The following is a 26,762-nucleotide window of genomic DNA, read 5'->3' on the forward strand; positions in this document are numbered from 1 at the left end:
TTCGGCAATAGTGATCGGCCTGTCATTTGACATGGGGGACCAGATGCGTACCCTGACCGCTGTGTGATATTGCGGAGGTAACGATGAAAGAGATGTTTTTCAACTGGTTGTCAGGCCTGGGGGTCGATGTGACCCCCATGATGGCCCTGGTGATCGCCCTGGGGTTCATCGTGCTGACCGCCATGGTGCTGCACCTGGTGCTGCACCGCATCCTGCTGGTGCGCCTGGTGGGGCTGCTTGGCAAGACCAAGCAGATGTGGCTGCCGCCCCAGTTGCAGCAACGCCTCTTCTACCGGCTCGCCTTCGTGTTCCAGGGCGCCGTACTGCTCGGTCAGGCGGAGATCTGGCTGCCCAAAGCGTCCGAGAGCCTGGCGCTTATCGAGTTGCTGGCCCAGCTCTGGATCCTGCTGTTCCTGCTGCTGGCCCTGTTCGCCCTGCTCGACTGCCTGCTCTCCCTGAGCCGTCATACCCGGCTTGGGCGGGATCTGCCCCTGCGCGGCATCTTCCAGGGGGTGAAACTGGTGGCCAGCATCCTGGTGGGCATCCTGATGATCGCCCTGCTGCTCGGCAAGTCGCCCCTCTTCCTGTTCAGCGGCCTGGGGGCCATGACCGCAGTCCTGATGCTGGTGTTCAAGGACCCCATCCTCGGCCTGGTGGCGGGTATCCAGCTCTCCGCCAACCGCATGCTGAGCGTCGGTGACTGGCTGCAGATGGACAAGTACGGGGCGGACGGCGAGGTGACCGACATCGGCCTCACCACGGTCAAGGTGTCGAACTGGGACAAGACCATCACCACCATCCCCACCTATGCCCTCATCTCCGACTCCTTCAAGAACTGGCAGGGGATGACCGAATCCGGCGGGCGCCGCATCAAGCGCAGCGTCAACATCGACATGACCAGCGTGCGCTTCCTCACCTCGCAGGAGCAGTTGCAGCTCAAGCAGGCCAGGTTGCTGGCACCCTACCTCAGCCGCAAGGAGCAGGAGCTCAGCAGCTACAACCAGCAGCTCAGCGATGCCATCAGCTGCCCCATCAATGGTCGCCACCTCACCAACCTCGGCACCCTGCGCGCCTATCTGGACGCCTACCTGCGGGCCCATGCGGGCATTCGCAAGGACATGACCCTGATGGTGCGCCAGTTGGCACCGACCACGGACGGCCTGCCGCTGGAGATCTACTGCTTCACGGCGACCACCGCCTGGGCCGAGTATGAAGGGATACAGGCTGATATTTTCGACCACATATTTGCGATAATTGAGCAATTCCATCTGCGTTTGCATCAGTCGCCAACCGGTTATGATATGCACAGTTGGAAAAACGGCTGATCCCGCTTATGACAAGGTGCCGTGGCGCAGCGCGGCACCGTATTTAATCACCGACCCGTCAGCACGTGGCGGTTGAAATTTGCATGGCAGAGGAGAAAAATGGCGGCCTTCTCTTCGCCCCGGGCGCGCTCGTCGCCTCCGCGCTGGCCAGAGTGCTGAACCACCCCCTTTATCACAGGAAAGTTATGAAGCTCCTCCACAACACGGCGGCCGCACTGTGCTGCTCCCTGATCCTGGCCGCCATGCCCGCCCTCGCCATCGAATATGCCCTGCCCGCAGCCAACAGCCGCCTGGTGGGGGAGAACCTGGACTACGTGGTGTCCCCGGAAGAGGCGGGCCAACCCCTGGAAGCGGCAGCGGCCAGATTCCAGCTCGGCTTGACCAACATGCTGGAAGCCAACCCCAAGGCGGACCCCCTGCTGCTGCAGGCGGGCGAGAAGCTGGTCGTGCCCCATCAGCTGATCCTGCCGGATGCCCCCCGTGAAGGCATCGTGCTGAACGTCGCCGAGATGCGCCTCTACTACTACCCCAAAGGCAAGAAGGTGGTGGAAGTGCTGCCGATTGGCATCGGCCAGCTCGGCACCGACACCCCGGAAGACTGGGTGACCAGCGTGCAGCGCAAGAAGGCGGGCCCGACCTGGACCCCGACCGCGAAGATGCACGCCGAGTATGCCGCCCGTGGCGAGACCCTGCCTGCGGTCTGGCCGGCCGGTCCGGACAACCCCATGGGGCTGTTCGCGCTCTACATCGGCAAGATGTACGCCATCCACGGCACCAACGCCCAGTTCGGCATCGGCCTGCGGGTGAGCCACGGCTGCGTGCGTCTGCGCAACGACGACATCGAGTACCTGTTCAAGCAGGTCCCGGTCGGTACCCGCGTCCAGTTCGTGAACCAGCCCATCAAGGCCTCTGTCGAGCCGGATGGCCGCCGCTACCTGGAAGTGCACCAGCCCCTCTCCCGCAACCAGGAGGAGTTCAACTCCAGCCTGCCGGCCCCGCTGCCCATGTCCACCGCCGTGACCCGCTTCATCGCCCACGCGGACAGCGACTCCCAGCTGGTCAAGCAAGCCCTGGAGCAGCGCAGCGGCATGCCCATCGCCATCAACCGCTGATCCCGCCCGTCGGTATCCCGAGCCCCGGCCACTGTCGGGGCTTTTTTATGGCGCGGGGGAGGGGATCATCAGGGTAAACCCTTGGCAGATCGGGATAAAATCCGGCCTTATTGCAATTGAGTGGTTGCTTGGTTAGGTGTTAAACGTTTTCCATGTGTTTTTTATTTGTTAAAAGTGGTTGTGATCAGGCGATCTGCTGATTACTCTAGGCCGGTTTTTTAAGGAAGAGTTCGTCGCAAGAACGAACATAGACGTCACATAACGGAGTTTTGAATGACAGCTAGCACCCCCATGCTCATCACCTTTCTGGTGTACATCCTCGGGATGGTATTGATCGGCTTTATCGCCTATCGCGCCACCCAGAACTTTGACGACTACATTCTCGGCGGCCGCCGCATGGGGAGCTGGGTGACCGCCCTCTCCGCCGGCGCCTCCGACATGAGTGGCTGGCTCCTGATGGGCCTGCCCGGCGCCGTCTTCATCGGCGGCATCTCCGAGAGCTGGATCGCCATCGGCCTCGTCATCGGCGCCTACTTCAACTGGCGCTGGGTGGCCGGTCGGCTGCGGGTTCACACCGAGAAGAACCGCAACGCCCTGACCCTGCCGGACTACTTCACCTACCGCTTCGAAGACAAGAGCCGGGTGCTGCGTATCCTCTCCGCCCTGGTGATCCTGCTGTTCTTCACCATCTACTGCGCCTCCGGCGTGGTGGCCGGTGCCCGCCTGTTCGAGAGCACCTTCGGCATGAGCTATGACACCGCCCTCTGGGTCGGCGCCGCAGCCACCATCACCTACACCTTCTTCGGCGGCTTCCTCGCGGTGAGCTGGACCGATACCGTGCAGGCCACCCTGATGATCTTCGCCCTCATCCTCACCCCGGTGTTCGTCATCATCGCCGTGGGCGGCATCGACACCGCCATGGTGCAGGTGGCGGCGCAGAACGCCAGCAACCTCGACATGTTCAAGAACCTGGACTTCATCGCCATCATCTCCCTGATGGCCTGGGGCCTGGGCTACTTCGGCCAGCCCCACATCCTGGCGCGCTTCATGGCGGCGGATTCCCACCATTCCATGGCCAGCGCCCGTCGCATCAGCATGACCTGGATGGTGCTCTGCCTGGGCGGCGCCGTGGCCATCGGCTTCTTCGGCCTCTCCTACTTCTCCACCTTCACCGAGCAGGCGGGTGGCGTGACCACCAACCCGGAGCGCGTCTTCATCGAGCTCTCCAAGATCCTGTTCAACCCCTGGATTGCCGGCGTGCTGCTCTCCGCCATCCTGGCGGCGGTGATGAGTACCCTCAGTTGCCAGCTGCTGGTCTGCTCCAGCGCCATCACCGAGGATCTCTACAAGCCCTTCCTGCGCAAGAACGCCTCCCAGAAAGAGCTGGTGTGGGTCGGCCGCGCCATGGTGCTGCTCATATCCCTCATCGCCATCGCCGTGGCCGTGAACCCGGAGAACCGGGTGCTGGGGCTGGTAAGCTACGCCTGGGCCGGCTTCGGTGCCGCCTTCGGTCCCGTGGTGCTGCTCTCCGTGCTCTGGTCGCGCATGACCCGCAACGGCGCCCTGGCGGGCATGCTGGTCGGTGCCCTGACCGTCATCATCTGGAAGCAGTTCGGCTGGCTGGGTCTGTACGAAATCATCCCGGGCTTCCTGTTTGCCACCCTGGCCATCGTGCTGTTCAGCCTGCTGGACAAGGCCCCCTCCAAGGCCATGCAGGATCGCTTCGCAGAAGCCGAGCAGGAGTTCCAGAGCCCCATGGCAGACGCCATCGCGGCAAAATAACCCCCGCCTCGACGACAAAAGCCCCGCAACTGCGGGGCTTTTTAATGGGCAAAACATGCCCATGGCAGGGATTAGGCGGGGCGCCTGCCCAGCCGCCGCACATCTTGGCGGGCGGCGGCCCCGGCCTGGCTGAGCCAGCGCTGGCGGGCCCCCTCATCCGAGGTGTGGACGGGCCCCAGATGCTGGCGGTGGGTCAGCCGGATGCCGCACAGCCCCAGCACCGGCTTGTCCAGGGTGCGCTCTAGGGGCGCACCCTGCCACCAGCGGTAATACCAGGGGGGGCTGTCCATGGTGAGCAGCAGGCGCGCCGTCTTGCCGGCGAGCAACTGCTCCGGGTACGCCTTCCCCGGCTGGTAGCGAAAGGCGAAACCCGGCAGCAGGGTACGATCCAGCAGCCCCTTGAGCCGGGCAGGCAGGTGGCCCCACCAGAGGGGGGCGACGATCACCAGATGGTGGGCCTGCTTCAGGCTCTGTTGCACCGCCTGCAGATCCGGTTCGAGGGGTTGCGCCTCGTCATAGCCATGGTGAAGATCCGGCGCGAAGGCGAGCTCTCCCACGTGATGCAGGGTGACGCGCGCGCCCCCTTGCTCGGCACTGCGGGCATACTCTCGGGCGAGGGCGTGGCAGAGGCTGTCGGGTTTGGGGTTGCCGTTGAGAACAAGCAGGTTGGGGGTCATGGTATGGCTCCTTGAAGTGAGCCCCCATTACACCCCTTGTCCCATGGGGCAGAGTCAAGCCACCTTTTGTCCCCGATCCGCGGCGGCGGGATGATCCCGCCCGTCGGGGGATTGCCGCGCCGGGGTGCCATAGCGGCAGGGGTGCTGCGCCAGCAGCGTGGCGCACTGGCTCAAGCCCTGATGCTGGCGTTGCAGCCGGGCGACCTCCGCCTCGATCTGCGCCAGCTTGTCCGCGATAAGCTGCTCCACCTTCTGCCAAGGGAAGTGATCGAGGCTGGTGACGCCCGCGAGCAGGGGAACCAGCTCCCCGAGCTTGCAGCCAAGCCGCTGGGCCTCGCGGATAAAGCCGACCCACTCCAGATCCTCGGCCCGGTAGACGCGATACTTGCCGTGCCGCCTGGGCTCGGGCAGCAGCCCGAGCTGCTCGTAGAGGCGGACTGCCTTGGGAGTGGTGCCCGCCAGCCGGGCAAATTCGCCGATATACATGGTGCTGCTCGCAAAGGAGGTATGAAGGTGCCCACTATAGGCCAGTGGCAGGGGGGATTACATCCCCAGGGGGAGGGGCGCGCTGTTGGCACAGCAGATACTGTACAAGCAGCGCTGGCTTCTCGATGGGGGGCAGTGATAAGGGACAGCACCTTGTCAGGCAAGTCTGCTATGAAGGTGGTGGGTGTCGCTGGTTTAACTAAGCGGAATCGAGGCAAGTTTTAGCAGTTCCGCATTAGTTATTTGTTAAGTCTACAAATTTTCCATCATAGCTCCAAAATCATTCCATTTTTCCAAAACAACTTTATGTAATAATTTAGAAACTGAATCTATAGATTGACCGACTAAAAGCGCAGTAGAATTAAAACCTTGCAAGCTAGTATTCACTTCAATCTGCATGCTTCCTTTCCCGAATATATGGGAAATACCATCAATTGGGTTAGAGTATCCCTTGAAAAGTCCTTTCAATATACCACCCAACCCTGAGTTTGTTTCCAACACACCGAGGTGAACTACCGCTAAGGCACTTAATTTGTTAAGTGATTCGATGGTTGAATTAAGCTCATTAATTATGTTTGATTTGATAAACCCAGAAGGGAATTTACTTGATAGGTATGTTTGGGATTCAATGTCGGAGAAGCCTTTTTGTTTCAGCAAAAGATGAGCGTTATCCCTCAACTCTTTCTCAATTTCATTAAGGGCATTATGAAGGTTCGCTTGGATTTGGTTAGTATTTAGAGCAATTATAGCTCTCAAGGACACTTTTCTATCACTATTAGGGTTTGTAATGAATGGTGCTATATCGCTCAAAAATAACATATTGAATCTTGAAATTAGGGATCCTACATTTTCTTGGAATTTCCTTGCATCCCACATATTAGTAGAACTCATGCACAAACCCTTCCATTATTTTTAGTGAGGTGTAGCCACCTCGTTGCACCATGGCGAAGTCCATACCACCGGTGTTCTGTTATTTGCTAAAACCGAATCTCCACCGACCCCGCACTGCGCCTTGCCTCGCCGTGATAAACCGCTTCGATATTATTGCCGTCCGGATCGAGGACAAAGGCGGCGTAATAGCCGGGGTGATAAACCCGCTCGCCGGGGGCGCCGTTATCCTGGCCGCCGTGGGCCAGCGCTGCCTGATAGAAGCGATCGACTGTGGCGTGGTCCTGCGCCTGGAAGGCGAGATGATGGCGACCGGTCAGTGCGCCGAGCGCAGCCGGGCTGTCGATGGATGTGACAAACAGCTCGTCAGCCCAGAAGTAACCCTCACCCGCGCCGCCGATTGGCACATCGAGGGTGGCCAGTATGGCCCTGTAAAAGCGCTCGCTGGCGGTCAGGTCTTTCACCACCAGCTGGAGATGGTCGATCAGCCGACCCCGATGCAGTGTGTGCGTTTCCATACATTCACTCCACTCGACATGGTTGAATCAGTCACTTACCTCTTGCCGGTTGTGCCCTTTGGCGACGCTACCGCCCTGAATGTCAGCTTCCAGCTTGCTGCGATTGACCAAAGGGGCGTGGTTGGCATGGCTCATGGGAGACTCCGACGAGGCGTGTGTTGCCAATTGGCTATATTAACGGCCCGCGAGCGAAGGGAAAGGAGGAAATGGCGAATTGCCGGGCAAGATCAACAAATGGAGGTCAGCCCGAAAGCCTGGCGTCCGGGCTGGATTGGCGAGAGGGGCTGGGGATAGGTAAAAGGGGGCGAGTGGCCACCAGCTGGTGACCCTCTTGCTGCCTGTACGGGAGTGGTTGCCCGGCCTCTGGCCGGGCGGGGGATCAGTTGCCCGGGATCTCGCTGCAGTTAAGGGTGGGCTGACCGTAGCGCTCCAGCATGGCGTCGCTCCCCTTGGTCCAGAGGGTGAGGTTTTGCCCCTCGTACCGGGCGCCGCTGGCGCTGGGGGTCTCATAGGCGAGCACCTGCTGCTGGTTGTTCCCCTCGCTCAAATTGATCATGGCGGCGGGCCGCTTGGCCTCGTTGTAGAAGTAGGTGGAGAGGGTGACGCTCTTGCCGCACTGATAATCGACCGGCGTCGGCACCTTCAGTTGGCCGCCTTTTATCTGCAACTCGGTGATCCGCAACTGGTAGCTCTCTTCCACGCACTGGCGCAGGTCGCCCGCCTTCCAGCAGTCGTTGCGCCCCTTGATCCAGCCGCGCTGGATGGCGCGCTCGCTCTTCTGCTGCTCGGGGGAGAACCCGGCAATCGCCTTGGGATAGAGGGCTGACAGCTCGTTATCCAGCGCAGCCAGTCCGGCATCCTTGCAAATGAGGGTTTCGGCGGCGCCTTTCGCCTTGGCGCATTCGAAGGACGGGGTGGCCGCCGCGGCCAGCAGAGGGGAAAACAGCAGGGTTCCAAGCAAGATCTTGTTCATCGACAGGGCTCCAACAGGGGGCATGATGCCCCGTGACCAGAGCACACTTTACACCCGAAGTAGGCAGGAGCACCCCGTATTTTTGGGTGGCGGGCGGCCCTGCATGGCAATCAGACGCCGGCCAGCGCCAAGGTCTGGCGGCTACGCCACAGCCGCTCGTGGAAGAAGAAGACGACGGTGTTGATGGCAGGTTCGATCAGTGCCATCACGCCGCCGGTGAGCAGCTCGCCACTCAGCAGGTAGGCGACACCGAAGGCCACCGAGAAGTGGACCAGGGCGAAGCTGCTGGTCTTGGCCTGCAGGCTGTGCTCAGGCTTGAGCTTGTGCCAGCCAAGGTCGTGGAAGTAGAAGGCGACCGTGTTCACGGCGGGCTCGATGAGGGCGATCAGGCTGGCGGTGAGCAGTTCGCCGGTCAGCAGGTAAGCCACGGTGAAGGCGACACAAAAGTGCAGGATGGCGAAGCTGATGGTCTTTTTCATGGTGGTGTCTCCTCTGGCGATGAAGGCAGTATCACCCAGAACCTCATCAAATGAAAACCATTCTCATCTATTGGCGAAATAGAAAATGCCTATTGACCGGTGGAGGCACCACCAGATTGGGAGTTGCCCGGGAACGCAACGGCGCTAGAGTGTGCCTTTTGCCATGAAAAAGGAGCTTTCATGACCATCAACTCCAACCTGTTTGTTCTCTTCATGCTGCTGCTGATGATCGTCGTCGGCGTGGTGGCATGGCGACTGGCCCGGCGCAAGAGCCGCCACCCGGGGCTTGTCACCTTCCTGTGCGTGCTGCTCTGCTTGGTGCCGCCCTTTGCCCTGCTGGCGCTGCTCATTCTGGCGCTCTGGCGGGACATGCCCGCAGGCGCCGATGCCAGACAAGCCTAGTCTCTTCCGCCACTGCCGCAGTCATAGAAAAGCCCCTTGCGGGGCTTTGTCGTGTTGGCGGCGGGTGAACGGTCAGGCCTCGGCCTTGTTCAGCCACTCCACCCTGTACTGGGCGCCGGCGCCCTGGGCCAGCTTGGCGCACAGGGGTTTCAAGAAGGCATCGATCTGCTCGTCCAGCATCCAGGGGGGGCTGACGATGAGGATGCCGGAGCCGTTCATGCCCCAATCGGCAGTCTGGCCGGCCACTTCCAGCTCCGCCACCAGGACGTTGCCGAAGTTCTCCCGCTTGATCGCTTTGAGCATGTCGCGGGACTTGTCCGCCTCTTGCCCGAGGATGGGATACCAGAGGGCGTAGATGCCGGTGGCCCAGCGCTTTTGCGCTTTTTTAAGGGTATCGACCACGGCGAAGTAATCTTCCTTGAGCTCATAGGGAGGATCGATCAGCACCAGACCGCGGCGCGGGGTGGGGGGCAGCAGGGCGACCAGCCCCTCGAAGCCGTCGCGATGGTGGACGGCGACGCGGGGGTCGTACCCCATGTTGGCGCGAAGATCTTCCACCTCGTTGTTGTGCAGCTCCATCAGCGCCAGCTTGTCCTGATCGCGGATAAGGCGGCGGGAGAGCTCCGGCGAGCCGGGGTAGTAGTGCAGCTGGCCATCGCTGTTCATCTCCTCGATGACACCCAGATAGGGGGCCATGGCAGACCACTGGGCCCGCTCATCCCACAGGCGTTTGATCCCGTCGGCGTATTCCGCCTTCTTCTGGGACCAGTCGCCGCGCAGGTCGTAGAGACCGCCACCGGCATGGGTGTCCAGCACGATGAAGGGTTTCTCCTTCTTCTTGAGGGACTCGATGATCAGGGCCTGGACGGCGTGTTTGAGCACATCGGCGTGGTTGCCGGCGTGAAAGGCGTGGCGGTAGCTCAGCATATGAGATCTCTGAGGGGGCCCTGCTGGGCACCCAGTAACGATAGATAGTGAAACAGGTTGCGGCTGTCGCCGCGAAACAGGGCGAGGGTGCGCAGGGTCTGCAGCAAGACCCCCTGTTGCAGCCGCTCCAGCTCCAGTTCGTGGGCCAGCATGGTCTGGTACTCCTCGGCCCCCACCCGTGACTTGGCCTGCTGGCGCAGGGTGCGCCAGGGGAGCAGCACCGCCTCGGTCTGTACCAGGGCCGGTTGCAAGTCCGTGAGGTCGACCGGGATCCGGAGCAGGTCGAGGTGGTGCAGCAGGAGCGCCAGGTTGACGTTGCCCCCCATGCTTTGCACGTGGAGCCAGTCCTGGCTGCGCTGGCCATAGGCGCCTGTGCTCCATGTCCAGAACTCGGAAGGGGTGGGCAGGGCGTCGGGGCTGACCCGCTCGCTGGCCATCAAGGCTTCATCACGCAAAGAAGGCCTGCTCCATGGTTTCCAGCTCTTCAGAGAGGCTCATCCACTCCAGCTCGACGTGCTCCAGCTCCTCCTTGAGGGGGCCCTGGGACTTGAGCAGCTCGGAGAGCTTGCCCTTGGCGCTCTCTTCATAGATGGCGGGATCGGCCAGCTGCTCTTCCACCGCGGCCAGCTTGGCCTGCAGTTTCTCCATGCTGGTTTCGAGCTTCTCGAGCTTCTGGCGCAGCGGCCGGGTCGCTTGCCGGAACTGGGCTTCGAGGCGCTTCTGATCCTTGCGCGCCACCGCCGAGTTGGCGGAGACGGTGCCATCTGCCGGCTTGGCATTGGCCTCTTTCTCCTGTTCGCCGAGCCACTTGTGGTAGTCGTCGAGATCCCCGTCGAAGGGCTCGACCCGGCCGCCGTGGACCAGATAGAAGTCATCCGTGGTGGTGCGCAGCAGGTGACGGTCGTGAGAAACCACCACCATGGCCCCCTCGAACCCTTGCAGGGCCATGGTCAGGGCGTGGCGCATCTCCAGATCCAGGTGGTTGGTCGGTTCATCCAGGAGCAGCAGGTTGGGCTTTTGCCAGGTGATGAGGGCCAGCACCAGACGCGCCTTCTCACCGCCGGAGAAGGGGGCTACCTTGTCGAGTACCTTGTCGCCATGAAAACCGAAGCTGCCGAGGTAGTTGCGAAGCTCCTGCTCGGTCTTGTCCGGCGCCAGGCGCACCAGGTGATCGAGGGGGCTGTCGTCTAGGCGCAGGGTCTCGAGCTGATGCTGGGCGAAGTAGCCGATGCTCACCCCGGCGCTCACCTCCAGCTTGCCGGAGAGGGGCGGGTTGGAGCCCGACAGCATCTTGATGAAGGTGGACTTGCCCGCGCCGTTGCGACCGAGCAGGCCGATGCGCGAGCCCGGCACCAGGTTGAGCTTGATCTTCTCCAGGATCACCTTGTCGCCGTAACCGGCGCTGAGGTTCTCCATGGCGATGAGCGGGGTCGGCAGAGCGGAGGGCTCGCGAAACTCGAAGCTGAACTCGGAGTCGGCGTGAGCGGGCAGGATCTTCTCCATCCGCTCCATGGCTTTGAGCCGGCTTTGGGCCTGACGGGCCTTGGAGGCCTTGTAGCGGAAGCGGTCCACATAGGATTGCATGTGGGCCATCTCCCGCTGCTGCTTCTCGTACATGGACTGCTGCTGGGCCAGGTGCTCGGCCCGTTGCAGTTCGAAGTCGGAGTAGCCGCCGCTGTATTCGTTGAGCTTGCCGTTCTCGATATGGATGATGCGATTCACCACGGAGTCGAGGAAGTCGCGGTCGTGAGAAATGAGCACCAGCGTGCCCTGATAGCCCTTGAGCCACTTCTCCAGCCAGATGACGGCGTCCAGATCCAGGTGGTTGGTCGGTTCATCCAGCAGCAGCAGATCGGAGCGGCAGAGCAGCGCCTGGGCCAGGTTCAGGCGCATGCGCCAGCCGCCGGAGAAGCTTCTGACCGGCGAGTCGAGCTGATCGCCGCCAAAACCCAGACCGTGCAGCAGCTCGGCGGCGCGGGCGCGAATGCTGTAGGCACCTATGGTATCGAGCTTGCCGTGCAGCTCGGCCACCAGCAGACCGTTGTCATCCGCCTCGGCCTGGGCGAGCTCGGCCTCCAGGGCGCGGAACTCCTTGTCGCCATCGACCACGTATTCGAGCGCGGAGCAATCTAGCGCCGGGGTCTCCTGGGCCACGCCGGCAATCTGCCAGCCGGCGGGCAGGCTGAAGCTGCCGTTGTCGATGGCCAGTTCGCCCCGCACCAGCGCAAAGAAGGTGGACTTGCCACAGCCGTTCTTGCCCACCAGGCCCACCTTGTGGCCGGGGTGTATGGTGGCGGACGCGTTGTCCAGCAGCGTGCGGCCGCCGCGGATCAGTTCGATTTGACTGGCAACTATCATGGATGGGTCTGCTTGGCTCGATTGAAGGAGAGAAACTGGCGCGGATCTTACGTGAAATGACACAAATTTGCACTTGAGGGCGGGGGGGATGGCTGCCGCCGGAAAAACGTGTCATAACAGAGACATCTGGGGGCAGGAGGCTGACCATGTTGATTAAAGAGATCATGACGACCCGGGTCGCGACCGTTTCCATGGATGACAGGCTGAGCGTCATCAAGGAGATCTTCGAGCAGGCCCATTTCCGCCACCTCCTGGTGGTGGAAGAAGAGGAGCTGGTGGGGGTCATCTCGGACCGGGATCTGCTGCGTGCCATCAGCCCCTATCTGGACACGGATGCCGAGATGAACCGGGATACCGAGACCCTCAACCGGCGCGCCCACCAGATCATGAGCCGTGAACCCATCACCGTCTCCCCCGAACGCTCCCTGAAAGAGGCCGCCGGCCTCATGCTGGAGCACCAGATCTCCTGTCTGCCTGTGCTGGAAAACGGCGCCCTGGTGGGCATAGTGAGCTGGAAGGACCTGCTGAGGGTCATGCGCGGCTGGCAGCCGGTCTGACGAGGCGGGGAACATAAGCGGGGAGTCCGTGTCGCCCGGCAGGGCTTCCCAGCTTCTCGCTTTGCTGAAGGATTAAACTGCATTAATCAAATATTTCAGTTCACTTATGTTGTAAAAGTGATTTTTGTGGTCATAAATTCTACCGATGTCATTTCATGTGACACTATATGTCGCGGCGTCAGCTCGAATTGACGCTTTTATAATTAATCGTTCGCCGCTTCAGTTCCCATCAAGGTTTCCGGATCTACCTTAGGCCATCGGCACATCAACCGATCATCACGACCGAACTCTGGTCTGACAGAGAGTGCTTACACCTGAGGAAAGAACAATGAAAAAGACAGCATTGACGATGGCCATCTCCAGCCTGCTGCTGGCCGGTGGTGCACAGGCCGCCAACGTTTACGATCAGAATGGTACCAAACTGGACATCGGCGGCCGCGTCAACGGCATGTACTACGGCACCGATGACAACGCCACCGAAGGCGATGCCAGCTACCTGCGTCTGCACATCGCAGGTGAAACCAAGGTTGACGAGGATCTGACCGCGTTCGGCTTCGCCGAGTACAACCTGCCGGTCTCCGGTTCTGACAACGACGAGCTGCGTTACGCCTATGCGGGCATCAAGCACGATCGCTTCGGTGCCTTCAGCTACGGCCGCCAGGACGGTCTGTTCACCAAGGCGGTGAACAACTACACCGACGTGCTGCCGGAGTGGGGTGGTGATGGTCTGGGCAAGGACACCGAGGTGTTCGGCACCGGCCGTACCAACGGCCTGGCCCAGTACATGTACAACTGGCAGGGGCTGACCCTGGGTGCCCAGTTCACCGGCAACAACGACCCGCAGAACGCGAGCCGCAGCGAGCGCGTCGGTCCGAACAGCACCTGGAGCCCGAAAGGTTCTTCCGAGGGGTATGCCCTCTCTGCCAACTATGACTTCAACATGGGCCTGAGCCTGGGTGCCGCCTACAACCAGGCAGGCAAGACCGACGAACAGGCCGAGAACGTGAGCTTCGGCGGCGACAACGACGCCAAGCTGTTCGGGGTGGGCGCCAAGTATGCCGTCGGCAACCTCTACATGGCCGCCACCTACTCCCACGGTGAAGATCACCTCTTCGTGGACACCGGCTCCATGCGCGGTTACGCCGAGAAGATGGATGGCTACGAAGCGGTCGTGCAGTACAACATCACGCCGAAGTTCAAGCCCTCCCTGGCCTACCTGCGTACCGACGTGAAGGACAGCGCTCACGGCATCGATGACACCGCGACCGAATATGTCTCCGTGGGTGCCTGGTACAACTTCACCGACAACTTCAATGCCTACGTGGACTACAAGATCAACCTGCTGGACGAAGTGGGTTCCACCGGCAAGAACAGCCTGAACAAGTCCACCGACGACATCGTCGCCGTGGCCCTGCAGTACAACTTCTAAGTCGTCCCGGACGCACTGCACATCTCAGGACCGGCCCATGTGGCCGGTCTTTTTGTTGCTGGCGGACCGCGCTGGATGACAAGAGCGGCACGCCGGGGTTCAGCAATGCCCCTGTGTGGTCGATACCCTTGTTGTCGGGGCCGGTGCGTGGCTGTGCTTGCCATGAGGCAGTGATGGGGCGATGATCACGCCCCGTGGTCAAGATCCTATCTTTCCTCGACGCTTTTCATTATTTCTATATAGGCTTGCGTTGTCCCGACAGGGAAAGCGGGGCTGGTTGGCATGTCGCAGCTCCGGTGCGGGGCAATTTCGGGAAATGGACGTAAGGGCGTTATATGGCGAGCATATTGGATTCAGTGGATCAACGTACCCAGCTTGTAGGGGAGAATCGCCTGGAACTGCTGATGTTCCGTTTGGGTGCCCAGCAACTGTTTGCGATCAACGTCTTCAAGGTGCGGGAAGTGGTCAAGCTGCCCCATCTGAACAAGATGCCGGGGTCCCACCACAACATCAGCGGCGTCGCCAACATTCGCGGCGTCTCCATCCCCGTCATCAACCTGCGCGGTGCCATCGGGATGCGTCCCATGGCCATCGATCAGGAGTCCAACCTCATCATCACCGAGTACAACCGCACCATTCAGGGGTTCCTAGTGGGGCAGGTGGCCCACATCGTCAACATGACCTGGAAGGACATACTGCCGCCGCCCCGCTCGGCGGGTCGTGCCAACTACCTCACCGCCATCACCCGCATCCCGGAAGGGGGGGTCGACCAGATCGTCGAGATCATCGACGTGGAGAAGGTGCTGGCGGAGATCATCACCTACGACGTGCGCATCTCGTCCGAGGTGCTGGACGAAGAGATCCTGCCCCAGATGCAGGGACGCCGGGTGCTCATCGTCGATGACTCCAGCACGGCCCGCAACCAGGTGCGCGAGACCCTCGCCCAGCTCGGGCTCGAGGTCATCGAGTGCCAGGACGGCTTGCAGGCCCTCAAGCTGCTCAAGGGGTGGTGCGATGCGGGCAAGAAGGTGACCGACGAGATCATGCTGATGATCACGGATGCCGAGATGCCGGAGATGGATGGTTATCGCCTGACTCACGAGGTGCGCAGCGATCCGCGCATGTCCGAGCTCTTCATCACCCTCAATACCTCCCTGAGCGGCAACTTCAACGAGGCCATGGTCAAGAAGGTGGGGTGTGATCGCTTCATCTCCAAATTCCAGCCCGACTTGCTGGTGGACGTGGCCCAGCAGCGGATGCGGCAGATCCTGGGCCGTTGAACCCGGCACGCCGAACCATGAAAAAGCCCCCGCCATGCGGGGGCTTTTTGCTGGGCAAGGGGAAGGGCCATGGGCTCGGCCACCGGGCTACTGAGTCAGCAGAGGCTCGACAAAGCGGGCGACCTTGTCGCGGATCCGGGGCTGGGCGGCGGCCGTCGGGTGCAGTCCATCGTTCATCATGAGTTCAGGGCGCAGCACAATATCATCCAGAAAGAAGGGCATCAGCGGCAGGTCGTTGGCCTTCGCAAGATCCGGGAAGATCTGCTCGAACTGTTGCAGATAGCGCGCCCCATAGTTGCGGGGCAGCAGGATCTGGGTCAGCACCGTCTTCGCCTGGTGCGCCCGGGTGAGCTCGATCATCTTGGTCAGGTTGGCCCGGGTGATGGCGGGAGCAAATCCCCGCAGCCCGTCGTTGGCGCCGAGTTCGATCAACACCCAGTCCGGTTTGTGGGTTTCGAGCAGGGCGGGCAGGCGGGCCAGGCCGCCCTGGGTCGTTTCACCGCTGATGCTGGCATTGATGAGGGTGTGTTCTCCCCCCTGCTGCTGCCACTTTTCATTGAGCAGGGCAGGCCAGCTCTGTTCGGCCTGCATCTGGTAGCCGGCGCTCAGGCTGTCGCCCAGTACCAGCAGGGTCTGGGCCTGGACGGACGCTGCCCAGCAGCACAGGCAACTCACGGCAAACAAGAGACGCATCATGCAGTCAACTCCCACGTTCTATTGTCATTACAGGTTCAGGCAAACAGGATACCCAAGATGAGTTCAACGCCCATTATCGCCGTCAGGGGGCTCGGTAAAACCGTTCGCCTCGGTCAGGAAAGCCTCACCATCCTTGAAGGGATCGATCTGCAAGTCAATACCGGCGAGACGCTGGCGCTGGTCGGTGCGTCCGGTTCCGGCAAGTCCACCCTGCTCGGTTTGCTGGCCGGTCTCGATCTGCCGAGCAGCGGCGAGATAGAGATCCTCGGCCACTCCCTCACCCGGCTGGACGAGGAGGGACGCGCCAGGCTGCGGGCCGAGCAGGTGGGGTTCGTGTTCCAGTCGTTCCTGCTGCTGCCCACCCTGAGCGCCCTGGAGAACGTCATGTTGCCGGCCGAGCTGCGGGGGGAGACCGACAGCGAGCCCCGTGCCCGGGAGCTGCTGGCCCAGGTCGGCCTGGGAGAGCGGTTGCACCACCTGCCGCCGCGCCTCTCCGGCGGCGAGCAGCAGCGGGTCGCCATTGCCCGTGCCTTCATGACCCGCCCCAGCCTGCTGCTGGCGGACGAGCCCACCGGCAACCTCGACAGCAAGACCGGGGAGACGGTGATCGAACTGCTGTTTCGTCTCAACCGCGAGCACAACACCACCCTGGTGGTGGTGACCCATGACCATGAGCTGGCCCAGCGCTGCCAGAGGCAGCTGGTGATGTCAGCCGGGCGGCTGGAGGCACAGACTGTCATGGCGGCCAGGGTGGGAGAGCTGTCATGAGTCAGTGGAGACAGAGCTGCACCAGGGGATCGCTGGCAGCAGCATGGACGGTGAGGGAGGCGTCATGAGTCAGTGGCGACTGGGATTGAAGCTGCTGCGCCGGGAAGGGTTCAGTGGCGAGCTGCGCTGGTTTGTGCTGGCGCTGGCGCTGAGCGTCGCCTGCGTGCTCAGCGTGGCCCTGGTGGCGGATCGGCTGGATGCGGGGCTCAAGGCCTCCGGGCGGGATTTCATCGGAGGGGACAGGGTGCTGCGCTCCGCGACGCCGGCACCGGCAGAGTGGCTGGCGCAGGCGCATCAGGAGGGGCTTGCCGTGCAGACCACGGTCAGCTTCAACAGCATGCTGTTTCACGGCGATACCCTGCAACTGGCCTCCATCCGCGCCGTGCCCGGGGATTTTCCCTTCTACGGCAAGCTGGAGCTCACTCCCCAGCGCGCCCCGGCGCCCGGCGAGATCTGGCTCTCCGCCAGGGTGATGCAATTGCTCGGCGCCAAGGTGGGGGAGGCACTCGAGGTCGGCAACACCCGGCTGACGGTGGCAGGGGAGCTGGGCCAGGAGCCGGATCAGGGGTTCAGTCCCTTCCAGATGGCGCCAAGGGCCTTGATCCACAGCGCCGATATCGAGGCGACCGGGGCCCTGCTGCCGGGCAGTCGCCAGCAGTGGCGCTATCTCGTCAAGGGGCCCCGTGACGCCATCGCCCGCTATGAGGCCTGGCTCAACCCCAGGCTGAGCGCCGGGCAGAAGCTCGTCAAACCCGACGATCAGGGTACCCAGGTGGGGAAATCCCTGGGCAATGCCGAGCGCTTCTTCCGTCTGGCATCCCTTGCCGGCGTGCTGCTCGGCGCCCTGGCCATGGGGATAGCGGTGCGTCATTTCGCCGAGCGCCAGACCAACATGGTGGCCCTGCTCAAGACCCTGGGGGCCTCGCGGCGCACCCTGTGGCAACTGATGGGCACCCTGCTGTTCTCCCTGACCCTGGTGGGGGCCCTGATGGGGCTGGTGGCGGGCAGCGCCATGCAGTGGCTGACCCTGAACCTGCTGGGGGATCTGCTGCCTGCGGATCTGCCGCCCCCCTCCTGGCGACCCTTCGCCCTGGGCCTCGCGGTCGCCTTCTTCATCACCCTGATGCTGGCGTTCGTCCCCTTCCTGAGGCTGCTCAAGGTACCGCCGCTGCGGGTGCTGCGCCGGGAGCTGGAGGCGGGGATCCCCCCCTGGCTGACGGTGCCCGTGGGGCTCATCGGGCTGTTTGCCCTGGTGTGGGGCTTTACCGCCGACATCAGGCTGGCCTGCGGGCTCATCGGCGGCATGGGGGTGTTGATGGCGCTGCTGGCCCTGCTCGCCTCCGTGCTGCTGCGTCTTGGCAGTCGGCTCAAGGGGCCCCATGCCCTGCGCCTGGCCATCAATCACCTCTCCCGGGAGCGGGGCAGTGGTCTGTTCCAGCTGGCGGGCTTCGCCCTGGCCCTGATGCTGTTCGGGCTGCTGTGGGCGGCGCGGGTCGATCTGCTGGAGGATTTTTCCACCCGGTTGCCTGCCGATGCCCCGAACCGCTTCCTGGTCAATGTGGCGGACAGCGAGCGGGAAGGGATCCTGGCCGATCTGCACCAGGCCGGGGCCATCACCTCGGACTTCTACCCCATGGTGCGCGGGCGCCTGACCCGTATCGCCGGTGAGGCGGTGGGGGAGGATGCGGCGCGGGAGGGGGTGGACAGGGAGCTCAACTTCACCACCACATCGGCCCTGCCCGCCGACAACAAGGTCACTGCCGGTCAATGGCTGGCCGGCAAGGGGGAGGTCTCCGTCGACGAGGCACTGGCGGGACGGCTCGGCATCGCGCTCGGAGACGTGCTCGGCTTCACCATAGAGGGGCAGGCGTTCGAGGCCAGGGTGACCAGCCTGAGGTCCATCAAGTGGGACAACATGAGGCCGAACTTCTACATGATCTTCTCGCCGGACGTGCTGGCCCCCTTCTCCCAGACCTGGCTCGGCAGCTATCGTCTGCCGCCAGAGGGGCGAGGGGCAGAGGTGGAACTCATCCGCCGCCACCCCACGGTGAGCCTCATCGATGTGGAGGATCTGATAGGCCGCCTCACCCTGGTCTCCGATCAGGTGAGCCGCGCCCTGGGGTTGATGCTCGGGCTGGTGACGGTGGCTGCCCTGCTGGTGCTGCTGACCCAGACCCAGGCCGGCATGGCCCATCGGCGCCGGGAGCTGCTGCTGATGCGCACCTTGGGGGCGGGCAGCGCCCTGCTCGAGAAGATGTTGCGCTGGGAGCTGGTGGCGAGCGGTGCCCTGGCAGGGCTCTGCGCTGCCATGGTGGTGGAGCTCTGCTCCTTCGGTCTGCAGTGGTGGTGGGAGGGGGCGCAGTGGCAGTTCCACTGGGCCATCTGGGCTGCACTCCCCCTGCTTGGGGCCGTGCTGGTGACCCTGGCCGGACAGGGCATGCGCCGCCAACTGCTGGCGGGTACCCTGAGCGACCGGCTCAGGGGACTGGGGCAGGGGCTGCTCTGATGGCTCGACACATCCCGACCTCGGTCGGGATGTGTCATTGGGTCAACGGGGTGAGTGCAGCAGATTGTCCAGAGCGCCGGGCAGGGCCGGGAAGCTGAAGTGAAAACCGGCCTGCTGCAAGCGGGCGGGCAGCACGTGCTGTCCGGTGAGCAGCAGATCCGCCGCCTCTCCCATCAGGAGTCGCAGGAGGGGGGCTGGTACGAAGAAGAGATGCGGGCGATGGAGCGTGGCGGCCAGGGTCTCGCTGAACCGGCGATTGCTGACCGGTTGCGGGGCCGTGCCGTTGAAGATGCCGTCACACTCGCCGTGCTCGATGAGAAACAGCATGGCCCGCACCAGATCCTGCACGTGGATCCAACTCATCATCTGGGTGCCGCTGCCCATGGGGCCGCCGAGGCCGAGGCGGTAAGGGGGCAGCATCCTGGGCAAGGCGCCCCCCTCCATGCCGAGTACCAGGCCGATGCGCAGGATGCAGACCCGGGTCTGGGCCGAGCGGGCCTGCTGGGCAAGCTGCTCCCACTTCTGACAGAGACGGTGGGTGAATTCGTCGTGAGGGCTCTGGCATGTTTCATCCAGAGGGGCGTCATCCTGGCGGCCATACCAGCCGATGGCGGAGGCATTGAGCAGCAATCTGGGGGGCGTGCTGGAGAGTTTGACGAGATCCACCAGCTGTTCGGTCAGCAGCCAGCGGCTGTTGCAGAGCAACTGCTTGCGGGACTCGCTCCAGCGTCCGGCGGCGATGGGTTCGCCGGCCAGGTTGATGACGATGTCCACGTCATTGAGGTGATCCAGCCTGTCCAGGCTGTCCAGCAGGGTGACATCGTGGCCGAGCAGCTCGTAGGCCCGGCTGCCCTGGCGGGTCAGCACGACTACTTCGTGCGCCACCTTGAGGTGTGCCACCAGACGGCGGCCGATAAACCCCGTGCCCCCCGTGATCAGTATCTTCATGTCCTGCCTCCCTGACGCTCTAGGGTCTACTCTAGAGCCTGGGTGCCCGATGGACAAGCTCCTGTTTTTATGAGCATTATGATTTTTGTCTCCCAAGACGCCGCCCCCTTTGTCCACGGGGTTGCCGGGCGTTGCGACCACGGGGGGCGCCGTGGCGCGGCGGTATCAGGGGCTCATTCCGGCTTGCCAAACGGGCGCCAGCGGGTAAACTCGAGCGCTTTTTCGCCATGTTCATGAGGGCCGTTATGCCATTTCGACGTTTGAAGGTACGTCAATTCTATGTCCGGCTGCTCTGTGCCTTGCTGGCCGGTCTGTTGCCCATGCTCCTTGGGCTCGTCATCGTCATCTGGCAGACCGCCACCGGCGTGAAACAGGATGCGGTGGCGCGCCTGGAACATGCCAGGGTCATGTTTGACCGCACTCTGGACAATGCCCAGTTGGCGGCGTCGGCCCTCACCGGCAGCCTGGGCAGGCCCTGTCTCGAGGTGGTGCAGGGGCTCAGGGATCAGGTGGCCACGGTGCCGGATGTGCGTAGCGTCAACCTGGCCAGGGGGGATCGGATCTACTGCTCTTCCCTCTATGGCCCGGTCGATGGCGGCATCAAGCTGGATGACTATGTCGGGGGCAGGCTCGACCTGATGAAGGGCAACCCGGTCACCCCGAATCGCCCCCTCATCGCCTACCGGGAAGAGGTGGGCGAGTTCAGCGTGCTGGTGGGGGTCGACGGCTACTACCTGCTCAACATCCTGGACATGCTGAGCCGCAACTCCCCACTGGGGCTGGTGGTCGGCAACGAGATGCTGCTGCGAAACAGCGAACTCACCGACAAGCTGATCCCCAAGGATCGCAATGGCTATCTCGAACAGGTCTCGACCAGGTACCCGTTCAAGGTAGTGACCACGGTGTCGGTGGATGAGTACCGTGCCCACATCTGGGACTACTCCAAGGTGGGCGTCATTATTTATCCTCTGCTGAGCCTGCTGCTCGGGGTGGCGGTCTTCTGGCTGATGGGCCGTTCGACTTCGCCGGCCCAGGAGCTGAAACGGGCACTCTCCCAGCAGGAGTTCATCCCCTATCTGCAACCCGTGGTGAACGGGGAGGACGGCCAATGGAGCGGTTGCGAGGTGCTGATGCGCTGGCAACACCCCCGTCAGGGGATGATCTCGCCGGATCGCTTCATTCCCCTGGCAGAGGACAGTGGTCTCATCGTGCCCATGACCCGGCTGCTGATGGCGCAGGTGCGCGAACAGTTTGCGGGCAAGGCGCACCATCTGCCGCGAGGGTTCCACTTCGGCTTCAACATCAGCGCCAGCCACTGCAAGGATCTGAGCCTGGTGGAAGATTGCCGGGATTTCATCAACGCCTTCAAGGGGAATCCCATCAAGCTGGTGCTGGAGCTGACCGAGCGCGAGCTCATCGTGGCGGACGAGACGACGGACCGGCTCTTTGCCGAGCTGCATGCCCTCGGGGTCTTCATCGCCATCGACGATTTCGGCACCGGCCACTCCAGCCTGACCTACCTGCAGACCTTCCAGGTCGACTTCCTCAAGATCGATCAGAGCTTCGTCGGCATGATTGGGTCGGACGCGCTCTCCAGCCACATCGTGGAGAACGTCATCGATCTGGCGACCCGGCTCGGTCTGCAACTGGTGGCGGAAGGGGTGGAGAATCAGGTGCAGGCCGACTATCTGAAGGCCCGAGAGGTGACCTTCCTGCAGGGCTATCTGTTTGGCAGGCCCATGCCCATGAAGGAGTTTGTCAGCCAGCTGGCCGGGCAGGGGCGCTGAGAGGAAAGCGCGAGGCAAAAAAAAACCAGNTTTTTTTATGGCCGGATGGCTCAGAGCATGCGAGCCAGGGCGCGGCACAGACGCTGAACACCCTCTTCCGTGGTCGCCTCATCCACACAGGAGAAGCTCAGGCGCAGGGTGTTCTGGATCTCGGGGCGCACATAGAAGGGGGCGCCGGGCACGAAGGCAACCTTCTCCTTGATGGCCTCGTCGAACAGGGCCATGGCACTGACGCTGGGCGGCAGGGTCAGCCAGAGGAACATGCCCCCTTCGGGACGGGTGTAGCTGACGCCGGGCGGACAGTGGCGGGCGAGGGCGGCTTCCATGGCGGCACGCTGGCGACCATAGACCTCCTTGATCTTCTCCAGGTGAGCGTCGAGGGAGTTGTCGGTCAGGAAGCGGTGCAGCACCTGCTGGCTGAAGGCGTTGCTGTGCAGGTCGGTGGCCTGCTTGGCGATGGTGACCTTCTTGCGCAGCCAGTCCGGCACCACCATCCAGCCCAGGCGGAAGGCGGGTACCACCGTCTTGGAGAAGGACCCGAGCAGCACGGTGTTGTGGGGGGCCAGCTTGGCGATGGGGGGCAGGTGCTCCCCTTCGAAGCGCAGCTCGCCATAGGGGTCGTCTTCCACCATCAGCAGATCGTGGCGCACCAGGCGCTCGGCCAGGGCTTCCCGGTTGGCGCGGCTGTAGGAAACACCGCTCGGGTTCTGGAAGTTGGGCACGCCGTAGAGCAGCCTGGCGCTGGAGCCCTGCTCCAGCAGCGCATCCAGCGCGGCCAGATCCAGCCCCTCTTCACCCAAGGTGATGGGCTTGAAGTTCGGTTGATAGACGGAGAACGCCTGGATGGCGCCAAGGTAGCCCGGCTCTTCGATGATGAGATCCTGCCCCTCGTTCACCAGCACCTTGCCCAGCAGATCCAGCGCCTGCTGGGAGCCGCTGGTGATGAGGATGTTGTCCGGATTGACCTCCATGCCGTGGCGGCTCAGGTAGCGATCGGCGATGAACTGGCGCAGCGGGGCAAAGCCCTCGGTGGTGGCGTATTGCAGCGCGGCGGCTCCCTGCTCGCGCAGCACGTCCTGGCACGCTTGCTCGATGGCCTTGACCGGGAACAGATGGGGGTTGGGCAGGCCGCCGGCGAAGGAGATGATCTCCGGATTGGCGGCAACTTTGAGGATTTCACGGATAAAGGAAGGCTCGACCTTCTCGAAGCGCTGGGCAAAAAACGGCTGCATAGGGTTCTCTCTGACTAGGTGGCGGTCGCTCCATTCAACCGCCAGGTTATCCGTTTGTATCAGATTTCAGAAATGAGGCAATGGCTGTCACAAAAATCCATAAAAAAGGGCAGGTTTGGCACCTGCCCGAATTTTATCGTCCCGACCCCGGTCAGGGGCGCAAAAACCCCTGTCAGGGGGACATCGGGCGGGATGGGGCTCAGAGCCCCGGTGCCTTGAGGAAGCGGATCATCAGGTCGGTGTTGGCCCCGAGCTGCTGCTCGATCCGGCCCGGGAAGAGCTCGGCCATCTTGTCGAGGCGATCATGCTCCGTGTGCCAGATCTTGCCCCACTGGGTCTCGCTGTCCCGGTCGCAGGCGCTCTTGGTGGCGTCGTCGTAGCAGTCCCACAGCGCCGGATTGGTGCTCTGGGAGTAGCCGTCATAGCCATCTTCCCCGTTGATGGTGAAGTTGGTGGCCTCCACGTAGGCGATGGGCACCCCCAGGCAGGCAAAGGGGGCATGATCGGACCAACTGCCGGTCTCCCCTTCCGGGTAGCCGCTGTAGCTGGGGTGAATGGCGAACGGGGTGGCGGTTTGCTGGGAGATGGCCAGCAGGCGATCGCGCACCTTGGGATCGAAGCTGTAGCGGCTCGGGTCGGCGCAGTTGTACTCGGCCACGTCGGAGTGGGCCGAGTGGACATAGATGATGTCACCCCCGGCGATGGTGTCATAGTTCACCATGGCCAGCAGCTTGGCGACGGCGTCGGTGTCGAGACTGGCGGCATAGGCTTTGGAGCCGTTGAGGCCGTTCTCCTCTGCGCCGAAGAAGGCGAAGCGCACCGTGTAGGGCAGGGTCTCTCCCTTGAGTGCCTCGGCAACCGCCAGCAGGGCGGCGACGCCGGCCCCGTTGTCGGTGGCGCCTTCGGATCCTTTCTTCTCGCCGGTGCTGTCATAGTGGGCACCGATGAGGATCACCCTGTCGCTCTGACCCTTGAGCTCGGCGACGATGTTCTGGGAGGTTCGGTCTGTGCCGCCCCGGGTGTAGGTGAACGGCTGGTTCTGCACCTCGTAACCCCAGCCGGCCAGGTGATCCTGGATCCAGGCGGCGGCGCGGGTTTCGGCCTCGGTGCCAGTGGGGCGAGCGCCTATCCCTTCTGCGCCAGAGCTCAGTTGCACCAGGAATTCATGGGCCTGAGCGGCGGGGGCAGGGGGTTGGGAGTCGTTGTCAGAGGGGTTGCAACCGGCCAGCAGGGCAGGCAGGACGAGGGCCAACAGGGTTTTCTTCATACTGCAATCCTTTGTTGTATATGGTTTTATTTTTCCGCATCAGGATGAACCTGACGTCCGGCAGATTCTGTGAAGGGGGTGGCATTTGTCAACCTTGCCGGTGGATGTGGGCAGTCCCGGGGGATTTGTTGTGGGAAACACTTGCGCCTTGTGCCTATCTTGGGATAATTCGCTCCCCTGTTTTTGCGAACTGATGCAATAACGAGCGATCCATTTATGTCGGCTCTGTTCCAGAGCGATGCAATAACGAGCAATTTACTATGTCTGTGACCCAAGATGTGTTTAACGAAGACGGCAAGTTCATGCGCAAGATCCGCAGCTTCGTCCGTCGCGAAGGCCGCCTGACCAAAGGGCAGGAGAAGGCCCTGGAAGAGCTCTGGCCGGTCATGGGCATCGATTTCGCACCAGAGCCGCTCGACATGGTGGCCCTGTTTGGCCGCGAGGCACCCGTGGTGCTGGAGATCGGTTTCGGCATGGGCGCCTCCCTGGTGGAGATGGCCAAGAACGCCCCCGAGAAGAACTTCATCGGCATCGAGGTGCACTCTCCGGGTGTGGGCGCCTGCCTTGGCACCGCCCAGGAGGCGGGCGTCACCAACCTGCGCGTCATCTGCCACGATGCGGTGGAAGTGCTGGAGCACATGATCCCGAACGGTTCTCTCTCCTGCCTGCAGCTCTTCTTCCCGGACCCCTGGCACAAGAGCCGCCACCACAAGCGCCGCATCGTGCAGCCTGCCTTTGCCCAGGATATCCGCCAGAAGCTTGCCATCGGTGGCGTCTTCCACATGGCCACCGACTGGGAGAACTACGCCGAGCACATGCTGGAGGTGATGAGTGCCGCCGAGGGGTACGAGAACACCTCCGCCACCGGCAACTGGGTGCCCCGTCCCGACTGGCGCCCCCTGACCAAATTCGAGCAGCGTGGCCATCGTCTGGGCCACGGTGTCTGGGATCTGATTTTCAAACGAGTCAACTGAGTCAACGTATCAACTAAGGAGCTATCATGGCCAACCGTAGCCGCCGTCTGCGTAAGAAACTGCGCGTCGATGAATTCCAGGAAATGGGGTTCGACATCAGTTTCAACTTCCCGGTCGGCACCGCCGAAGAGACCATTGATGCCGTGGTCGATGCGCTGATCGACGAGGTGATTGAGCCTCGCAAGCTGGCCTTCGCCGGCTCGGGTCACCTGGCCTGGGAAGGGATGATCTGCACCCAGCAGCTCGGCAAGTGCACCGACGAAGACCGTTCCGCCGTTCAGACCTGGCTGCAAGGCAAAGGGCTGGAGGCCGTGGTGGTCACCGAGCTGTTCGATCTCTGGTACGGCGAGCCGGCCTGATATCTGACTGCCTCCCGGGCAGATAGAAAATCCCGCCGCCGGCGGGATTTTTGTCGGTGGGCTGGCCCCGCCTCGTTTCACGTCATGGAATAGCCAATGGTGTTGTCATCCGAATTACTGGCCGGCATCCTGGAAGAGGTGCGTCCGCTGCTCGGGCAGGGGAAGGTGGCCGATTACATTCCCGCCCTGGCCCAGGTGCCTGCCGACCGGCTGGGGATCGCGGTCTGTACCGTTGAAGGGGAATTGTTCACCGCAGGTGACGCTTTCGAGCCTTTCTCCATCCAGAGTATCTCCAAGGCCCTGAGCCTCACGCTGGCCTTGACCCTCTATCAGGAGGAGGAGATCTGGGCCCGGGTGGGCAAGGAGCCCTCCGGCCAGCCGTTTAACTCCCTCGTCCAGCTGGAGTTCGAGCAGGGTATTCCCCGCAACCCCTTCATCAACGCCGGTGCCCTGGTGGTGAGCGATCTGCTGGAAACTCGGCTCACCGCTCCCCGCCAACGCACTCTGGAGCTGGTGCGCCGCCTGTGCGGCAACCCGGCCATCATGGCGGATCAGGTGGTGGCGCGCTCCGAGTACCAGCACTCCGCCCGCAATGCCGCCATCGCCTATCTGATGAAGGCCTATGGCAACTTCGAGAACGAGGTGGACAAGGTATTGCAAAGCTACTTCAATGCCTGCGCCATCCGCATGAGCTGCGTCGATCTGGCACGAGCCTTCGTCTATCTGGCCAACCGGGGCGTCCCTCTTGGCGAGAGCACGCCCCTGCTGCCGGCCCGGACCACCAAGCAGGTCAATGCCCTGCTTGCCACCTGCGGCCTCTATGACGAGGCGGGCGACTTTGCCTACCGGGTTGGCATGCCGGGGAAATCCGGGGTGGGGGGCGGCATCATGGCGCTGATCCCGGGAGAGCTTTCCATCTGCGTCTGGTCACCCGAGCTCAACAAGGCGGGCAACTCCCTGGCCGGGACGGCGGCGCTGGAGCTGCTGGCCGAGCGCCTGGGCCGCTCCATTTTTTAACTCTCTTCACTATGC

At 62.6% G+C, this 26,762-nt stretch carries 26 protein-coding genes; 13 read left to right on the forward strand and 13 right to left on the reverse strand.

What is annotated here, in order from left to right; translation table 11 throughout:
• Positions 1 to 83 precede the first annotated feature (83 nt).
• The 3 genes from AB5Y64_RS10280 (at position 84) to putP (ending at position 4,219) form a co-directional block, all read left to right on the forward strand.
• The gene (locus AB5Y64_RS10280; protein ID WP_010675524.1) at positions 84 to 1,325 is read left to right on the forward strand and encodes a mechanosensitive ion channel family protein; all 1,242 of its coding nucleotides are present in this window, start codon (positions 84 to 86) and stop codon (positions 1,323 to 1,325) included.
• A gap of 185 nt (positions 1,326 to 1,510) precedes the next feature.
• Positions 1,511 to 2,437, forward strand: a complete 927-nt coding sequence (locus AB5Y64_RS10285; RefSeq protein WP_010675523.1) for a L,D-transpeptidase family protein — start codon at positions 1,511 to 1,513, stop codon at positions 2,435 to 2,437.
• 273 nt (positions 2,438 to 2,710) lie between these two features.
• Positions 2,711 to 4,219 carry a sodium/proline symporter PutP gene (gene putP / locus AB5Y64_RS10290; protein ID WP_323917925.1) on the forward strand — a complete coding sequence of 503 codons (1,509 nt, stop codon included), beginning with the start codon at positions 2,711 to 2,713 and terminating at the stop codon, positions 4,217 to 4,219.
• Between the two features lie 71 nt (positions 4,220 to 4,290).
• Here the strand turns inward: putP and AB5Y64_RS10295 are convergent, their stop codons facing one another.
• From AB5Y64_RS10295 to AB5Y64_RS10320, 6 genes are all read right to left on the reverse strand, one after another.
• Positions 4,291 to 4,896: an NAD(P)H-dependent oxidoreductase gene (locus AB5Y64_RS10295; protein WP_323942286.1), complete on the reverse strand. Its 606-nt coding sequence runs from the start codon at positions 4,894 to 4,896 to the stop codon at positions 4,291 to 4,293.
• Positions 4,897 to 4,950: 54 nt separating this feature from the next.
• Complete coding sequence (locus AB5Y64_RS10300) at positions 4,951 to 5,382, reverse strand: MerR family transcriptional regulator (protein WP_323942285.1); 432 nt, start codon at positions 5,380 to 5,382, stop codon at positions 4,951 to 4,953.
• Between the two features lie 252 nt (positions 5,383 to 5,634).
• Positions 5,635 to 6,273: a hypothetical protein gene (locus AB5Y64_RS10305; protein WP_368203737.1), complete on the reverse strand. Its 639-nt coding sequence runs from the start codon at positions 6,271 to 6,273 to the stop codon at positions 5,635 to 5,637.
• A gap of 86 nt (positions 6,274 to 6,359) precedes the next feature.
• Positions 6,360 to 6,788: a VOC family protein gene (locus AB5Y64_RS10310; RefSeq protein ID WP_368203739.1), complete on the reverse strand. Its 429-nt coding sequence runs from the start codon at positions 6,786 to 6,788 to the stop codon at positions 6,360 to 6,362.
• A gap of 379 nt (positions 6,789 to 7,167) precedes the next feature.
• Positions 7,168 to 7,761, reverse strand: a complete 594-nt coding sequence (locus AB5Y64_RS10315; protein WP_042878427.1) for an MliC family protein — start codon at positions 7,759 to 7,761, stop codon at positions 7,168 to 7,170.
• A gap of 110 nt (positions 7,762 to 7,871) precedes the next feature.
• Positions 7,872 to 8,240 (reverse strand): DUF2061 domain-containing protein, encoded by a 369-nt coding sequence (locus AB5Y64_RS10320; RefSeq protein WP_010675518.1) that lies wholly within the window; start codon positions 8,238 to 8,240, stop codon positions 7,872 to 7,874.
• Positions 8,241 to 8,420: 180 nt separating this feature from the next.
• Here AB5Y64_RS10320 and AB5Y64_RS10325 point away from each other — a divergent pair, with 180 nt between their 5' ends.
• On the forward strand, positions 8,421 to 8,642 hold the full coding sequence (locus AB5Y64_RS10325; RefSeq protein WP_039040192.1) for a hypothetical protein: 222 nt from the start codon (positions 8,421 to 8,423) through the stop codon (positions 8,640 to 8,642).
• A 72-nt stretch (positions 8,643 to 8,714) separates the two neighbouring features.
• Here AB5Y64_RS10325 and AB5Y64_RS10330 read toward each other — a convergent pair whose 3' ends face one another.
• Genes AB5Y64_RS10330 through AB5Y64_RS10340 form a run of 3 tightly spaced genes read right to left on the reverse strand, consistent with a single transcriptional unit; the run spans position 8,715 to position 11,927 of the window.
• A complete protein-coding gene (locus tag AB5Y64_RS10330; protein ID WP_039040191.1) occupies positions 8,715 to 9,569 on the reverse strand; it encodes a 23S rRNA (adenine(2030)-N(6))-methyltransferase RlmJ in 855 nt (284 codons plus the stop codon).
• Positions 9,563 to 10,024, reverse strand: coding sequence for a DUF2390 domain-containing protein (locus AB5Y64_RS10335; protein WP_039040190.1), 462 nt, complete (start codon positions 10,022 to 10,024; stop codon positions 9,563 to 9,565). The genes AB5Y64_RS10330 and AB5Y64_RS10335 overlap by 7 nt, the downstream gene beginning before the upstream one ends.
• Positions 10,017 to 11,927, reverse strand: a complete 1,911-nt coding sequence (locus tag AB5Y64_RS10340) for an ABC transporter ATP-binding protein (protein ID WP_039040189.1) — start codon at positions 11,925 to 11,927, stop codon at positions 10,017 to 10,019. The genes AB5Y64_RS10335 and AB5Y64_RS10340 overlap by 8 nt, the downstream gene beginning before the upstream one ends.
• Positions 11,928 to 12,073: 146 nt before the next feature.
• On the opposite strand from AB5Y64_RS10340, the gene AB5Y64_RS10345 reads away from it, so the two are divergent.
• The 3 genes from AB5Y64_RS10345 (at position 12,074) to AB5Y64_RS10355 (ending at position 15,193) form a co-directional block, all read left to right on the forward strand.
• The gene (locus AB5Y64_RS10345) at positions 12,074 to 12,484 is read left to right on the forward strand and encodes a CBS domain-containing protein (protein WP_010675511.1); all 411 of its coding nucleotides are present in this window, start codon (positions 12,074 to 12,076) and stop codon (positions 12,482 to 12,484) included.
• 328 nt (positions 12,485 to 12,812) lie between these two features.
• The gene (locus AB5Y64_RS10350) at positions 12,813 to 13,913 is read left to right on the forward strand and encodes a porin (protein ID WP_039040188.1); all 1,101 of its coding nucleotides are present in this window, start codon (positions 12,813 to 12,815) and stop codon (positions 13,911 to 13,913) included.
• Positions 13,914 to 14,248: 335 nt separating this feature from the next.
• Positions 14,249 to 15,193 (forward strand): chemotaxis protein CheV, encoded by a 945-nt coding sequence (locus tag AB5Y64_RS10355; protein ID WP_039040187.1) that lies wholly within the window; start codon positions 14,249 to 14,251, stop codon positions 15,191 to 15,193.
• Positions 15,194 to 15,280: 87 nt separating this feature from the next.
• On the opposite strand, the gene AB5Y64_RS10360 is transcribed toward AB5Y64_RS10355, so the two are convergent.
• Positions 15,281 to 15,889, reverse strand: coding sequence for an arylesterase (locus tag AB5Y64_RS10360; RefSeq protein ID WP_039040186.1), 609 nt, complete (start codon positions 15,887 to 15,889; stop codon positions 15,281 to 15,283).
• A 57-nt stretch (positions 15,890 to 15,946) separates the two neighbouring features.
• On the opposite strand from AB5Y64_RS10360, the gene AB5Y64_RS10365 reads away from it, so the two are divergent.
• A complete protein-coding gene (locus tag AB5Y64_RS10365) occupies positions 15,947 to 16,657 on the forward strand; it encodes an ABC transporter ATP-binding protein (protein WP_010675507.1) in 711 nt (236 codons plus the stop codon).
• A gap of 64 nt (positions 16,658 to 16,721) precedes the next feature.
• Positions 16,722 to 19,163 carry an ABC transporter permease gene (locus AB5Y64_RS10370; protein WP_039040211.1) on the forward strand — a complete coding sequence of 814 codons (2,442 nt, stop codon included), beginning with the start codon at positions 16,722 to 16,724 and terminating at the stop codon, positions 19,161 to 19,163.
• Positions 19,164 to 19,205: 42 nt separating this feature from the next.
• On the opposite strand, the gene AB5Y64_RS10375 is transcribed toward AB5Y64_RS10370, so the two are convergent.
• On the reverse strand, positions 19,206 to 20,111 hold the full coding sequence (locus AB5Y64_RS10375) for a TIGR01777 family oxidoreductase (protein WP_039040185.1): 906 nt from the start codon (positions 20,109 to 20,111) through the stop codon (positions 19,206 to 19,208).
• A gap of 245 nt (positions 20,112 to 20,356) precedes the next feature.
• Between AB5Y64_RS10375 and AB5Y64_RS10380 the strand changes: the two genes are divergently transcribed.
• The gene (locus AB5Y64_RS10380; RefSeq protein ID WP_039040184.1) at positions 20,357 to 21,898 is read left to right on the forward strand and encodes a cyclic diguanylate phosphodiesterase; all 1,542 of its coding nucleotides are present in this window, start codon (positions 20,357 to 20,359) and stop codon (positions 21,896 to 21,898) included.
• A 50-nt stretch (positions 21,899 to 21,948) separates the two neighbouring features.
• Here AB5Y64_RS10380 and AB5Y64_RS10385 read toward each other — a convergent pair whose 3' ends face one another.
• Together AB5Y64_RS10385 and AB5Y64_RS10390 are read right to left on the reverse strand one after the other, a co-directional pair.
• The gene (locus AB5Y64_RS10385) at positions 21,949 to 23,130 is read right to left on the reverse strand and encodes a PLP-dependent aminotransferase family protein (protein WP_039040183.1); all 1,182 of its coding nucleotides are present in this window, start codon (positions 23,128 to 23,130) and stop codon (positions 21,949 to 21,951) included.
• A gap of 199 nt (positions 23,131 to 23,329) precedes the next feature.
• On the reverse strand, positions 23,330 to 24,397 hold the full coding sequence (locus AB5Y64_RS10390; RefSeq protein WP_039040182.1) for a M28 family metallopeptidase: 1,068 nt from the start codon (positions 24,395 to 24,397) through the stop codon (positions 23,330 to 23,332).
• A 260-nt stretch (positions 24,398 to 24,657) separates the two neighbouring features.
• Between AB5Y64_RS10390 and trmB the strand changes: the two genes are divergently transcribed.
• From trmB to glsB, 3 genes are all read left to right on the forward strand, one after another.
• Positions 24,658 to 25,371, forward strand: a complete 714-nt coding sequence (gene trmB, locus AB5Y64_RS10395) for a tRNA (guanosine(46)-N7)-methyltransferase TrmB (RefSeq protein ID WP_010675501.1) — start codon at positions 24,658 to 24,660, stop codon at positions 25,369 to 25,371.
• Positions 25,372 to 25,397: 26 nt separating this feature from the next.
• Complete coding sequence (locus AB5Y64_RS10400; protein ID WP_039040181.1) at positions 25,398 to 25,730, forward strand: YggL family protein; 333 nt, start codon at positions 25,398 to 25,400, stop codon at positions 25,728 to 25,730.
• A 96-nt stretch (positions 25,731 to 25,826) separates the two neighbouring features.
• Positions 25,827 to 26,747, forward strand: a complete 921-nt coding sequence (gene glsB, locus AB5Y64_RS10405) for a glutaminase B (RefSeq protein WP_010675499.1) — start codon at positions 25,827 to 25,829, stop codon at positions 26,745 to 26,747.
• Positions 26,748 to 26,762 lie beyond the last annotated feature (15 nt).

This window comes from Aeromonas sp. R5-1 (assembly GCF_040908265.1).
GTDB lineage: Bacteria > Pseudomonadota > Gammaproteobacteria > Enterobacterales > Aeromonadaceae > Aeromonas > Aeromonas caviae.

Coding starts and splice junctions, on each gene's coding strand:
- AB5Y64_RS10295 (WP_323942286.1), bottom strand. CDS start 4,896: ATGACCCCCAACCTGCTTGTTCTCAACGGCAACCCCAAACCCGACAGC.
- AB5Y64_RS10350 (WP_039040188.1), top strand. CDS start 12,813: ATGAAAAAGACAGCATTGACGATGGCCATCTCCAGCCTGCTGCTGGCC.
- AB5Y64_RS10305 (WP_368203737.1), bottom strand. CDS start 6,273: ATGAGTTCTACTAATATGTGGGATGCAAGGAAATTCCAAGAAAATGTA.
- AB5Y64_RS10385 (WP_039040183.1), bottom strand. CDS start 23,130: ATGCAGCCGTTTTTTGCCCAGCGCTTCGAGAAGGTCGAGCCTTCCTTT.
- AB5Y64_RS10310 (WP_368203739.1), bottom strand. CDS start 6,788: ATGGAAACGCACACACTGCATCGGGGTCGGCTGATCGACCATCTCCAG.
- AB5Y64_RS10380 (WP_039040184.1), top strand. CDS start 20,357: ATGCCATTTCGACGTTTGAAGGTACGTCAATTCTATGTCCGGCTGCTC.
- AB5Y64_RS10345 (WP_010675511.1), top strand. CDS start 12,074: ATGTTGATTAAAGAGATCATGACGACCCGGGTCGCGACCGTTTCCATG.
- AB5Y64_RS10360 (WP_039040186.1), bottom strand. CDS start 15,889: ATGATGCGTCTCTTGTTTGCCGTGAGTTGCCTGTGCTGCTGGGCAGCG.
- AB5Y64_RS10355 (WP_039040187.1), top strand. CDS start 14,249: ATGGCGAGCATATTGGATTCAGTGGATCAACGTACCCAGCTTGTAGGG.
- putP (WP_323917925.1), top strand. CDS start 2,711: ATGACAGCTAGCACCCCCATGCTCATCACCTTTCTGGTGTACATCCTC.
- glsB (WP_010675499.1), top strand. CDS start 25,827: ATGGTGTTGTCATCCGAATTACTGGCCGGCATCCTGGAAGAGGTGCGT.
- AB5Y64_RS10400 (WP_039040181.1), top strand. CDS start 25,398: ATGGCCAACCGTAGCCGCCGTCTGCGTAAGAAACTGCGCGTCGATGAA.
- AB5Y64_RS10375 (WP_039040185.1), bottom strand. CDS start 20,111: ATGAAGATACTGATCACGGGGGGCACGGGGTTTATCGGCCGCCGTCTG.
- AB5Y64_RS10280 (WP_010675524.1), top strand. CDS start 84: ATGAAAGAGATGTTTTTCAACTGGTTGTCAGGCCTGGGGGTCGATGTG.
- AB5Y64_RS10330 (WP_039040191.1), bottom strand. CDS start 9,569: ATGCTGAGCTACCGCCACGCCTTTCACGCCGGCAACCACGCCGATGTG.
- AB5Y64_RS10315 (WP_042878427.1), bottom strand. CDS start 7,761: ATGAACAAGATCTTGCTTGGAACCCTGCTGTTTTCCCCTCTGCTGGCC.
- AB5Y64_RS10370 (WP_039040211.1), top strand. CDS start 16,722: ATGAGTCAGTGGCGACTGGGATTGAAGCTGCTGCGCCGGGAAGGGTTC.
- AB5Y64_RS10390 (WP_039040182.1), bottom strand. CDS start 24,397: ATGAAGAAAACCCTGTTGGCCCTCGTCCTGCCTGCCCTGCTGGCCGGT.
- AB5Y64_RS10365 (WP_010675507.1), top strand. CDS start 15,947: ATGAGTTCAACGCCCATTATCGCCGTCAGGGGGCTCGGTAAAACCGTT.
- AB5Y64_RS10300 (WP_323942285.1), bottom strand. CDS start 5,382: ATGTATATCGGCGAATTTGCCCGGCTGGCGGGCACCACTCCCAAGGCA.
- AB5Y64_RS10285 (WP_010675523.1), top strand. CDS start 1,511: ATGAAGCTCCTCCACAACACGGCGGCCGCACTGTGCTGCTCCCTGATC.
- AB5Y64_RS10340 (WP_039040189.1), bottom strand. CDS start 11,927: ATGATAGTTGCCAGTCAAATCGAACTGATCCGCGGCGGCCGCACGCTG.
- trmB (WP_010675501.1), top strand. CDS start 24,658: ATGTCTGTGACCCAAGATGTGTTTAACGAAGACGGCAAGTTCATGCGC.
- AB5Y64_RS10325 (WP_039040192.1), top strand. CDS start 8,421: ATGACCATCAACTCCAACCTGTTTGTTCTCTTCATGCTGCTGCTGATG.
- AB5Y64_RS10320 (WP_010675518.1), bottom strand. CDS start 8,240: ATGAAAAAGACCATCAGCTTCGCCATCCTGCACTTTTGTGTCGCCTTC.